The sequence below is a fragment of the Paracoccus marcusii genome, from assembly GCF_006151785.1.
Lineage (GTDB): Bacteria > Pseudomonadota > Alphaproteobacteria > Rhodobacterales > Rhodobacteraceae > Paracoccus > Paracoccus marcusii.
In genome coordinates, this window is the sequence record NZ_VDDD01000098.1 from 1 (window position 1) to 12,448 (window position 12,448).

7 protein-coding genes are annotated in these 12,448 nt (G+C 63.6%); 3 read left to right on the forward strand and 4 right to left on the reverse strand.

What is annotated here, in order from left to right; translation table 11 throughout:
• Window positions 1–477: 477 nt before the first annotated feature.
• Both FHD68_RS13910 and FHD68_RS19050 read right to left on the reverse strand, forming a co-directional pair.
• A complete protein-coding gene (locus FHD68_RS13910) occupies window positions 478–1,170 on the reverse strand; it encodes a response regulator (protein WP_167550408.1) in 693 nt (230 codons plus the stop codon).
• The gene (locus FHD68_RS19050; RefSeq protein ID WP_167550409.1) at window positions 1,163–2,584 is read right to left on the reverse strand and encodes a sensor histidine kinase; all 1,422 of its coding nucleotides are present in this window, start codon (window positions 2,582–2,584) and stop codon (window positions 1,163–1,165) included. The genes FHD68_RS13910 and FHD68_RS19050 overlap by 8 nt, the downstream gene beginning before the upstream one ends.
• Before the next feature lie 470 nt (window positions 2,585–3,054).
• Here FHD68_RS19050 and FHD68_RS13915 point away from each other — a divergent pair, with 470 nt between their 5' ends.
• Window positions 3,055–9,390 (forward strand): peroxidase family protein, encoded by a 6,336-nt coding sequence (locus FHD68_RS13915; RefSeq protein WP_127898081.1) that lies wholly within the window; start codon window positions 3,055–3,057, stop codon window positions 9,388–9,390.
• Window positions 9,391–9,440: 50 nt separating this feature from the next.
• Window positions 9,441–9,761, forward strand: coding sequence for a hypothetical protein (locus FHD68_RS19805; protein ID WP_341872767.1), 321 nt, complete (start codon window positions 9,441–9,443; stop codon window positions 9,759–9,761).
• Here FHD68_RS19805 and FHD68_RS19810 read toward each other — a convergent pair.
• Window positions 9,691–10,278: a DUF1003 domain-containing protein gene (locus FHD68_RS19810; protein ID WP_341872766.1), complete on the reverse strand. Its 588-nt coding sequence runs from the start codon at window positions 10,276–10,278 to the stop codon at window positions 9,691–9,693. The two genes, FHD68_RS19805 and FHD68_RS19810, sit on opposite strands and share 71 nt — an antisense overlap.
• On the opposite strand from FHD68_RS19810, the gene FHD68_RS19395 reads away from it, so the two are divergent.
• Window positions 10,268–10,549, forward strand: coding sequence for a hypothetical protein (locus FHD68_RS19395; protein ID WP_127898082.1), 282 nt, complete (start codon window positions 10,268–10,270; stop codon window positions 10,547–10,549). The genes FHD68_RS19810 and FHD68_RS19395 overlap by 11 nt on opposite strands.
• A gap of 376 nt (window positions 10,550–10,925) precedes the next feature.
• Here the strand turns inward: FHD68_RS19395 and FHD68_RS13935 are convergent, their stop codons facing one another.
• Window positions 10,926–11,729 (reverse strand): undecaprenyl-diphosphate phosphatase, encoded by an 804-nt coding sequence (locus FHD68_RS13935; protein ID WP_127898083.1) that lies wholly within the window; start codon window positions 11,727–11,729, stop codon window positions 10,926–10,928.
• Between the last annotated feature and the right edge of the window lie 719 nt (window positions 11,730–12,448).

The following is a 12,448-nucleotide window of genomic DNA, read 5'->3' on the forward strand; positions in this document are numbered from 1 at the left end:
AAGGTTCACATGGCTCACTTCTCAGTGGAAATTATGCGCTTACCCGGCTCAGTTCTGGGTGGAAATCAACACCCGCAAGCTCACAGCCAGTGCCACATGGTGCCCGCCCGGCGCGGCGGACTTCGGCACCATTCGGATCTCACGGATCAGGCCACGAAAGATCCTAGTCGGTCACGGCTGCGACGATGGCCTCTGCTATGGCTCGGCCGATGGGCAAATCTCCTAATAATAGCGATCACCACAGATGGATGCACAAGCACGGCAGGGGGATCGTGCATCTCTGCCAGCCTTGTGGAAAGATCGGCTTTTCATGCCTCAAGACACTCTATCATTGCCTTCATCGACCGGTGATATGGCTCGTACTCGGTAGCGGTCACGAGAGCCGCGTTCTCTGCCTCGGTCCGCGCCAAGGCCTTGCGGGAGGGGCGTTCGATTGCAAAAACCGGGGGCTGTTTCTCTCTCTTGGCGTGGATGACTTCACCGTGCGGCATTTCGAGAGCAGTTGATGCTCAGCATCCGGTTTTGGGTGACATGAGTGGGTATGTTGTACGCGTGCATCGCCAGTTCCGTGCGGTTTCGGACATCAAGCTTGCGGAAGATGTTTGTCAGATAATGCTTTACCGTCTTTTCGCTGAGGTTAAGTGACCGGCCGATCTCCTTGTTGCAGCAACCCCGGCGGATCAGGACATATATCTCTCCTTCGCGCTTGCTCAGAATGCTGGCATCTGCCTCGATCTCCAGCGCCGGTGCAGCTCCCCACGACCCCAAGACGCGCGCCGCCAGATGCGGGGTGATATGGCCGATGCCGTTGACGAGCCGGTTCAGAACATGAAACAGCTCGTCACCGGTGATCCCTTTGAGGACATAGCCGGCGGCGCCCAAGCGCATCGCTTCCATCACGTCCTGTGGCCGCTCTGATATCGTCAGGATCAGGATGCGGGTTTGGGACCCGGCATGGGTGATGGCCCGAATGGCCTCGATGCCCGAACCGGGGATCTCGAGGTCGAGGATCAGGATGTCGGGGGCGTCACGCCGCACCAGGTCGATCGCGTCCGCGGCGGAATGGCCCGCACCGGTCACGCGAAATCCGCCAAAGCCCCCGATCACCTGGATCAATCCCTCTCGAACGATGGGATGGTCGTCGACGACGGCAACGCTGATCTCACTCATGGCTATGCTCCATGCTGTACTCGTGAAAACTGGCCCGAATTTCCATGCGGTGGTGTTCCAGATCCAGAACCTGAAAGATGCCCCCCAGATTCTCGATGCGATGCCGCAGATTGCGCAGGCCCATCGGCTGGCGGGTGACATCACGGCATGCGTCCTGACCGTGACGGGCGTCGTTGCTGACCGCGATGACCAGGGTGCCGTGATCGACGTACAGATGCACCTGTTGATCCCGTCCCCCCGCATGCTTGAAGGCGTTGTGCAGCCCCTCCTGCACGACACGGCAGATGGCGACCTTGACGGGCAGGCTTGGCTCCGGGAGGCGGTCCGCCAGAACGGTGCGGACTTCCGTCGAGGTTCGGCGCCGATGGTCCTCGACAAGGGCGGAAACCGCGACCGCCAGGGGCAGTTCGGCGACCGGTCTCTGGCTGGTGCCGCTCAGCAGGGCCTGAACCTCGCTCATAGCCTCTTCGAGGATAAGCCGAACGCTTTGCACCCCGTCTTCCTGCGGTCCGCTCGAAGGCGGTGCGGACTTCATGCGCAGCAGGGCGACGGTGAGCAATTGGCCAATCCCGTCATGGATGTCCGAATTGATCTGACGAAGCTGCGCCTTCTGCTCCTCCTGCAGGCGGATGGTGCGCTGATGGATCCTGGCCTGTGTCTCCCGTGTTCGGTCAAGCAGCAGGACCAGGTCGGCCATCCGTGCGCTCAGATCGGTGCGCTGTCGCAGGATCACCGCATCGCCATAACGAAGGATCATGACCAGGATGGCGACGAACATGGCCCCGATGACGGTCAACAGTCCCCAGGTCTGCCAGCGGGCGCGGGTCAGTGCGTCCGAAACGACGGCCGCGTTCTGATAGTACTCCGCCACTGCGACGATCCGGTTGAGCGAACGGATGCGGATCGGGACATAGATCTCGAACTGCTGGGGGCCCGTGGTGGTGCTGGGCCCGCCGGATTCCACGTGGAAGGTGTCGCCGACCGATACTGATATCTCTCCTGCAAGCGCGGTTGCCAGCTCGTCGCTGACGGGCTGCGCGGAGCCCGTCAGGCCGGGGCGCGATGCGTAAAGAATGGTGCCTTGGGCATTCCATATCTTCATTTCGGAAATGCCGAGCGCATCAGAGATGTCATGAAAATACGTATCGATGACACCGATAAGTTCCGGCGACAGCGTATCCGCCGCCAGATCCTCGGCATGCCGGTTCAGCATAGATTCAAGCACGGTCGCAGCGCGATGCCCGACCTCCGTCTCGACGGTCTGCTGCAGGCGCGATGCCGTCCAGACGCCCAGAATGGCCAGCCCCACGACGACGATCAGCGCGCAGCTGGACAGATGGCGCCGCAACAGACCCAGGCCCTGCCAGACAGGCCGAGAGCGCGTTTCCGGCGAGAGGAGAGGAGCGTCAGACATGCCGGTCAAACCACCCACCACGAGTTTCGGGATATGCCGTCGGATGTAGTCCACAAGCTAGCATATGCCGCTTCGTTCACATAGGCGTTATCAGTTTCGATCCGGTCCTATTGCCGTGTTCCGTATGATTTCGGTGCCTGAAAACAGTGGGCCGAAGAATCTCCATCTTCCTGAAGTTGCATGGCAATCTGCGCGCCCACACCGGGCGTTGTGCCAAGGCCCGTGTGATCCATCCGGCGATTCGCCGGTCGCAGACGCCATGGCGACGAAAGTCGCCATTACTGGGGACCTAACGCCGTATTGGGGACGGCCCGTCTTGGCGTAACCTGTCGACATGGGCCGCCGTCCCGATACCGGGGGTGGACCACGTATCTTGTAAATGGCTTGCGCCGACGTGAACGCCTCTCCGCCCATCGTGAGGGAGATCACCCTGTCATGCGCCGGCCTCTGGTCACGTCAGGGAGATGATCATGGCAACGAGCTTTCATGTGAACGTGCATGACCTGAGCTTCATTCTGAAGCAGATCCAGGTTTCCGAACTCCAGGCATCGACGCCGGGCATGACGACCGTGGAGGCGATCCAGGCGGTCTACGGCGTCAGCGCCGCGGATGCGGCCCTGATGCCGGTGGGCCTGCGGACCGTGGACGGCAGCGACAACAGCCTGTTGCCCGGAACCGAGAGCAACGGGGCAGGGGACACGCCCTTCCCGCGCCTGTTGGACCCGGTCTATTCGAACGAGGGTGACGAAAACCCGTTCTTTGGAATCTCGAACACGAACTACGGGAACAGCGGCAATGTCGTGGACAGCGATCCGCGCACGATCTCAAACCTGATCGTGGACCAGACGCCCGCCAATGTCGCGGCCATCTATGCGGCGTTGAAGGCCGTGGGAACGACGGGCGTCGATGCGAATACCGCCGTCGCCGCGATCACGGTGGCCTACCAGGCGACGCTGAACGCCAAGGGGGCCGACGCCGCCGTGGAGGCCGCCGAAACAGCGTTGAGCGCCGAGACCGCGGACCATGGCGCGGCCGTCGCAGCCTTCAACGCCGCGGAGCTGCGCGTGGCGCATTTCGCCTCGGCCGGTCCGCTGGCGGAGGTTGCGGCGGAGGCCGCCGACGCGGCCAGCGACGCGCTGACGGTGCTTGTCGCCGACGTGGAGGGCGGAAACGACGTCACTGGATCCCTTGCCACGGCCTTGGATGCCGCCCTCGCTGCCAAAGACGCTGCGGATGCGGTGACGACCGCCTTGGGCGGTGATGCCGTTCCCGCCGCTCAGGCGGTGGCCGACGCTGCCCAACAACTGCTGGAGTTTCTGGACACCGCCGCCCAGAGCCTTCCGATCGATGAGGCGGCGCTGGTCGAAGCTGTAGAGGCCTTCGGGGCGGTGCTGGGATCGGACGGCCATGCCGCCGACAGCGTGGATGCGATCCAGGCCGGACTGGCCTCGGCAGAGGATCAGGCCGACGCCGCCGCGACGGTGCGAGACGCCGCGCAGGCCGACCTTGCCGAGGCGCAGGCGGATTACAATACCGCGGTGCAGCAGGCGCAGACTGCCGGCACACCCGCCCAGACCGCGGACTTCCTGGCGGACACCTTGGAGCATTACGGGCTGGCCACCGGTCCGGAGGGGGGCCTTATCATCGACCATGTGTCGCCCGATGTCGGCCTGACTGCGCCCTTCAACAGCTTCATGACCATCTTCGGCCAGTTCTTCGACCATGGTCTGGACCTCGTGAACAAGGGCGGCAACGGCACTGTCTTCATTCCGCTGCAGGCCGATGACCCACTGATTGCGGGCGCCGACCAGATTTTCGGCACGGGCGACGATCTTCCCGCAAGCCTGCGGTTCATGGCGCTGACCCGGGCCACCCCGGTCCTGGACGAGAACGGAGTGGAGCAGCACGTCAATGCCACGACGTCGTTCGTCGACCAGAACCAGACCTATACTTCGCACGCCTCGCATCAGGTGTTCCTGAGAGAGCAGATCCGCGTCGAGATCGATGGGGTGACCAAGGCCTATTCCACGGGCCACCTGCTGGACGCGTCGAGCGAGACCGGCTCTCTGGACGGTGCGGTGGGGACGTGGGCCGACGTCAAAGCCCAGGCGCTGTCGGTCCTGGGCATCCGCCTGGAGGACATGGACGTCCACCGGGTGCCGCTGTTGGCGACCGATGCCTATGGCAACCTGATCACCGGGCCGAACGGCTATGCCCAGATGGTCATGGCACCCGACGCGACCCATTCCGGCCCCTGGCTGCGCGAGGGCACCGCCGAAGGGATCACGACACAGGGCAGCATCGCGGCCGGTCCGGCCTTCCTGGTGGACATCGCCCACCATGCGGCGCCCAGCAGCACGACGACGGCTGACGGGGACAGCGTCACGGGCGATGACAACAACGCCCAGACCTATGACGACGAAATGCTGGATCTGCACATCGTGTCGGGCGACGGGCGCGGCAACGAGAACATCGCCCTCCAGTCGATCCACTCGATCTTCCATTCGGAACACAACCGCATGGTCGAGGAGAACAAGCACACCATCCTGGATTCGGATGACGTGTCATTCATCAACGAATGGCTGCTGGTGCCGCTGGCCCAAGGCACGGACCTGGCCACGGTCGACCCGGCCGATCTGGTGTGGAATGGTGAACGCCTGTTCCAGGCTGCGCGGTTCACGACCGAGATGCAGTACCAGCACATGGTCTTCGAGGAATTCGCCCGTCGCATACAGCCCGGGATCGATCCGTTCGTCTTCACCAATTCCGCCGATATCGATCCCTCGATCATGGCCGAGTTCGCGCACGCGGTCTATCGCTTTGGCCATTCGATGCTGACAGACACCGTGGACCGGCTGGACGCCCAGCTGATGCCGGTGAACGGTGATGCGGAACAGATGTCGCTGATCGAAGCGTTCCTGAACCCAGAAGCCTTCACGGGGTCAGGCAGTTCGCTGGACGAGGCGCAGGCGGCGTTCATCCGGGGCCTGACCTCGGACGTGGGCAGCGAGATCGACGAGTTCATCGTCCCCGCCCTGCGCAGCAACCTGCTGGGTCTTCCGCTGGACCTTGCCGCGCTGAACATCGCGCGGGCACGCGATACCGGCGTCCCGTCGCTGAACGAGACGCGGGCCCAGCTCTACAACGACTTCGGCCTGCCGGACCTGAAGCCCTATGCCAGCTGGACCGATTTCACGCAGTATCTGAAGAACCCGTTCTCGATCGCGAACTTCATCGCGGCCTATGGAAACCATGCGTCGATCACCTCGGCCACGACCCTCGCCGACAAGCGCGAGGCTGCCACCCTGCTGCTGTTCGGCGACGGCACCAACAGCGATGGCGTGACGATACGCGGCGTGACCTACACGAACGAGGATCGGCTGAACTTCCTCAACGGGCGGGGCGGCTACGGCGCCGGCAACGACCGGGGCGGGCTGGACAATGTCGACCTGTGGATCGGTGGCCTGGCCGAGAAGGTGACCGAGTTCGGCGGCATGCTGGGCACCACCTTCGGCTTCATCTTCGAATACCAGATGGAGCAGCTGCAGAATGGCGACCGGTTCTATTACCTGTCGCGCACGCAGGGTCTGAACCTGCTTGACGCGCTGGAGGCGAACACCTTCGCCGACATCGTCATGCGCAACTCGGCGCTGAGCGGCGATTATGCCACGCATATCAACGCGAACCTGTTTCTGACCCCGGACATGATACTGGAGCTGGACCGTGCCATCGCACAGCGCGACTACAACGGCGCGGGTGCTGGCCGCGATCCAGTCTGGGACGACCCGATCATTCAGAGCCTCGACCCCAAGGTGATCCGGGTGGATTCCGGTGTCACCGACGCGAACGGCCACCAAGTCGGCGGAGAGCTGCATTTCCGCGGCGGCGAACATGTCGTCCTGGGCGGGACCGAGGGTGACGACTACATCAAGTCGGATCTGGGTGACGACGCGCTGTGGGGCGATGGCGGCAACGATTACCTGAACGGCGGGGCAGGGGCCGACCAGGTCTTCGGCGGCGACGGTGACGACATCATCGAGGACACGTTCGGCGACAACTTCCTGCGCGGCGAACGGGGCAACGACGTCGTCTCGTCGTCCCGGGGCATCAACCTGCTGTTCGGCGGCGAGGGGCGGGACGCGCTGCTGGTCGGTCAGGACGCGGGCGAGGCCTTCGGTGGCGAGGGCAACGACTTCATCCTGGGCGGTTCCGGCGGGGACAACCTGCTGGGTAACGAAGGCAACGACTGGATCGAGGGCGGAGAGGGATTCGACGTCATCTCGGGCGACAATTCGGAACTGTTCTTCAACTCGACCATCATCGGCCATGATGTGGCCTGGGGTCAGGGCAACGACCAGGACTACGATCTTGAATCGGGCGACGACATTGCCCTGTCCGGGATCGGCGTCCAGCGCTTCGAGGGCATGTTCGGCTTTGACTGGGCCAGCGCGAAATACGACGTGGCCGGTGTGAACTGGGACTTCAACATCCCGATCTTCACATCGGCGCCTGCAGACATCCTGCGCGACCGCTTTGACCTGATGGAGGGAATGTCGGGCTGGATCCACAACGACACGCTGCTTGGCGACAACCGTGGCGGGACCGTGGGCGACACGGATGCGGCGGGCAGCTTTGACGACCACGTTCTGACCGCGGCGGGCATCGACCGCATCAACGGGCTGCGCAACTGGTTCGACGGCGCGCTGGAGACCCTTGGCGGACCGGGAGCCACAAGCTTCCGGGACGGTAACCTGATCATGGGTGGCGCGGGGTCCGATCGCATGATGGGGCGCGGCGGCTTCGACGTCATCGACGGCGACGCCTGGCTTAATGTCCGCATCCGCATCGTGGTCGACGGAACCGTGTATTCCGCGGAATCGCTGAACAGCTCTCAGGCGGCCGCCGGACCGTATGCGGGCAGGGTCTATGCGATGGGTGCCGACGGGCGGCCGGACTTCTCTGCGCCGGCCTTTGGGGGGCGGTCGCTGACCTCGCTGCTGCTGGACCGCACGATCAACCCCGGCGACATGTCCATCGTCCGCGAGATCGTGACGGCGGCACCTGGCACGGCCCGTGACAGGGCGGTCTTTGCAGGCGCGCTGGATGAATACGAGATCGAGGGGCGCGGCACGCAGCTGCCGGGAAGCACGTTGATCCAAGCGGCGCGTGACATGAACGGCGACGGCTTCATCTCTGTCCGCGACCTGGGCGGGGACGGGCGCGCGGCCTTCGATGATATCGATCTGATCCGCAACGTCGAGGATCTGGAATTCACCGATCAGGTCATCGCCATCGACACGCCCATCGGCATCAACGTGAACCTGGCGCTGGACGTCGATGGCGCCCCTGCGGCCTTGCCGGCCATCGGTGCCACCATCGGCCGCATCACCGCCGAGGGCGTTCCGGGCACCTTTGCCCTAGCCGCCGGCAGCAGTCCCCTGTTCGGCGTTGCAGCCGACGGGACGCTTGCCGTGACCGGCACGCTTGGCCTCAATCAGACGCATCAGCTGGATCTGACCTTTGCGACGTCGGGGGTCAGCAGGACGGAGCGCCTGCAGGTCCTGACCGGCAGCAACGCGGCCAATACCATGGCAGGATGGGCCGGGGACGACCTGATGTACGGCTTGGCCGGAACGGATGTCCTGACGGGCGGCACGGGGGACGACGTCCTGTTCGGACAGGCCGGAAACGATCAGCTGACCGGCGGCACTGGACGCGACATCCTGATCGGCGGTCGCAACAACGACCAGGTTCAGGGCGGCGCGGGGGACGACCTGATCCTCTTTGCATGGGGTGACGGGAATGATGCGGTCGACGGCGGCGATGGCACCGACCGGATGCGCATCTCTGGCACCGCCGCGAACGAGACCCTGACTGCAACCTGGAACGGTGCCGCGCTGACTGCGCTGACCGGGTTCACGGCGATCACCTCTGTCGAGCAGATCCACATCGATCTTGCGGGCAGTGCGGACCGGCTGGTCTATGCTGCCGGATCGGCCGGCGTCGTCGTCGACCTGGGCGCGGGGACGGCGTCGGGCTTTGCCTCGGTTGCCAACATCGCCTCCGTCCAGGGCGGGAACGGTGCTGATGTCCTGACCGGGAACGATCAGGCCAACACGCTAAACGGTGGAGGTGGAAACGACTTCTTCGTGGCAAGGGCCGATGATGCCAGCGACCTCTACACCGGTGCGGCGGGCTTCGACACGCTGGACCTGTCCGCCTATTCCGGCGACCTGTCGGTCGACATTTCCTTTGCCACGGCGACGATCCTGGGAACGGGCACGACCGCAGCACTGTCCGACCGCGTCCAGTCGGTCGAGGCCCTGATCCTGGGCGGCGGCGCGGACATCGCCTTCGGCAGCGCAGGGGCGAACCACCTATGGGGCGGCGACGGTGACGACACGCTCAGCGGCGTGAACGGCAACGACACCCTGGAGGGTGATGCGGGCAACGACATGCTGATCGGCGGCGCGGGTTTGGACATGCTTGTCGGCGGGCTGGGCGATGACGTCTTCGTCTTCGCGACACCCGCCCACAGCACGCTGGCGGCGTCGGACGTGATCATGGACTTCGGTCAGGCGGGATCGGCGGGCGGCGATGTCATCGACATCGGCGACATGGCAGGACTGGCCTTCCAGTTCGTGGGATCGGGAGGCTTCGCATCCGGCGGGACCAATCAGGTGCGCGTCTTCAACAACGGGACGGACACGTTCGTTCAGATCGACACGGACACCGACGTCGCAGCCGAAGCGCAGATCCGCATCCTAGGCATCCACGAACTGGCGGCATCGGACTTCATCCTGTGACGGCTGATCCAGATTGATAAGCATCATGACCGGCTGGCAAGGAGGTTCCAATGCCAGCCGGTTTCCCAAGATCACAGGAGCAGCTTGGTCATTTGCCGCAGACGGGGCATTTCTTCAGCAAACTCAACCTATGCGTTGATCAGGAAACCCACACCTACCTGATCCCCAAAGGATATGACGTCCGCGTGGCGCATTCCGTTTGCGGGCTCTCCGATCTGCTGCATCTCGACCGGGCGCTGCCATTGACGGGCAAACTGATAGTCGATCGTTCATGTAGCTGGCGAATTTCCAGTTCGGCCTTCAGATTGATGCGATATCGGCTTTGCCCCGCAGGCGGTTCTTGGTTTCCTGCCGGCGCTGGCTCATTATGATGATTGGCGCCTGCAGGGTGGCGACACAGGACAGCACCAGGTAAGGGGTAGGGATCGGAGGGCGGTCGCAGCAGGCCCGGGACGTTCGTGCCGATCCATGCCGCCAAGGACGCCGACGAACACCAGGATGAGCGGCCAGATGCCGCCAAAACGTGCGACCTTGTCGGTTATCTGGTCTCCGAAGGTCAGGCGATCGTCCAGCGCCGGCTCCAGCTGGCACGACAGAATCGTGCCAGCCTCCAGACTGGCGAGCACGGTTTTGTCCAAGGTCGACAGCTCGCCAGGCGCGTCCTCCAGCATGCGTTAGACGTATTGCCTGCGAAATCGCGCCAGATCGGTCTGGCAAATGATGCGGCCACCGGATCAGTCCGGTGGCTCCGTCTCGATCAAGGCGGACAGTCCAGGGCGAACTGACATTCAGGCATGCAGCGCCGTCAGCGGAAAGATCTGTCCGCAAGTATGGCAGAGGGCGGATTTGCGACCGGGTTCGCGGGGCAGAGGTTCTCATGGGGACCATTCAGGGATGTCGCAAGGCCGTGGTGCGCCTCAACCCGATCTGCAATCATCATGCCGAACGGTTCTGCGCGTCGCCCGGCAGTGAGGATCCGGGCGGTATGAAGGCGGCAGTTGCCGCGATCTGTAAGGCGCCGGCGCAGCAAGGCAGGGTCCGACAAGGATCCAGCACACCGGAATGCGTCGCCTCCGCATTTGGTACAGAAAGACAGGCAGGAACGTCGATCATCGAAAGCGAACGGACGGTGATCTGTATTGACGGACCGTCCGTCTAGGGGTGGGTAAACCCTTCACCGACGATGTCATTTGTTACCGTCAGTAGCAGCTTCCGTTGACACAGGACGCACCACCGGCAAGCGCGCCGATCAATGCGCCCTTGGTCTTGGACCCTCCCAGGGCGTCGGCCGCCAAGGCCCCCGCACCCGCGCCGCCCACCGTCCGGACCGCGGCGCTATTGAGCGGGCTGTCGTGGTAGCCACCACCGCCGGCACATCCTGCCAGCGCCAAGATAACGGCCGTTCCAATCGCTCCGAATGTCGCCTTCATCTCTGCCCCTTGATCTTGCTCTGATTTGTCCGAACAGCCTAGCGTGCGCCCTTGGGGATGATAATCCCGACCTCCTTCAGAAACGCGTGATCCGCATAGCAGGCGTCAACTGTAGGCATAGGCCAACAGCGCGACGCCCAGGATCAGGCGGTAGACCACGTACGGCGTGAAGCTGACGGCCTTCAGCAGCCGCATCATCAGGGTCAGGGCGACAAGGGCCGCGACAAAGGCGAAACCTGCAGCGATCCCGGCCTGTGCGACCGCTGCACCGTCGAAGTCCGACATGACGTCGCCCGCCAGAAGCGCGGCCGAAGCGATGATGGTGGGGATCGACATCAGCATCGAGATCCGCGCTGCGTCCGCGCGGATATAGCCCAGGGCCCGCGCGCCCGTGATCGTCGCACCCGATCGCGAGGTTCCGGGGATCAACGCCACCGCCTGCCACAGGCCGATGATGACGGCGTCGCGTATCGTCCAGTCCGCGGTCCGCTTGCAGCCCTCTCCGCGCTGGTCGGACCAGTAGAGCAGCAGACCGAAAATGATCATCGTCCAGCCGATCACGGCCACCGACCGCATCATCTCCATCGCGCCGGACATCTTCAGCACCAGCCCCACCAGGACCACCGGTATCGTGGCGACCATCAGTGACGCGGCCAGCCGTGCGCCGGGCGTGTCGATCCTGCCCCGGGCCAGCCTGCCACATCCGGCCAGGGCCGCGGCGACGTCGCGCCAGAAGAACAGGATCACCGCGAAAAGCGTGCCGACATGGACGGCGACGTCGATAACAAGGCCTTGGTCCTGCATGCCGGTCAGTTCCGGAAGCAGGATCAGGTGGCCAGAGGAGGAGACCGGAAGGAACTCGGTGATCCCCTGGATGATGGCGACAAGGACAAGGTGGAAGAGGGTCATTCAGATTCCTTACGCGGGCAACGCGCCACTTCTGAGGCCCGTCATTCCCGTTGTGGAAATGACGAACTGTGGAGCGCGCCCGCTATCACCGACAGACCCCGACCGCCACTCTACCCGGCCAATTTGCGCTTTTGATGACACCGCTTACCGAGCAGATGATGGAAAAAGTGAAAGCGTGGACGCGTCCGGCATCCATGTAGAACAAGCGCCGTTGGCGCGGGAATGCTGACGTCCCCTGCGCATCGTGATGCTAGGTCGCGTACTGCCCCTGCGCTTCAGATCAGCATCAAACGACATGGGTATCCTCGACCTATGGTCGCAAACCGACAACGCTCATGACGCTGCAGCCGCCGGCCGGCGCGTTCTATCCGCGTTCAGGCGATGCATTCCGAACATCTGTCCGTCCCGCTCCGACGCTCGTCCAGCTGCCCTCGGCGGGGGTCGTCTCTGGTCGGCCTGTCCCTGCGACATGCCAGTACCTCCACCGCAGTTGCGCTATGATTTTCTGCTGACATAACCGGGAGATGTCAGGGGTTTTGTCAAGTTACCGCAGAGCATACACCCCTATTGGCGCAATGATTGCAGTCTGCGGGAGTATCAATGGCCGAGCCTCAAGATGACTTCGCGAGCTAAGTGCAACTGATTTGTAAGCGTCCGGTCTGACTGCCCTGCCGCGTGGTGAGCGTGGGAGATAGTGTCCGCTATAGATGGTGGACACT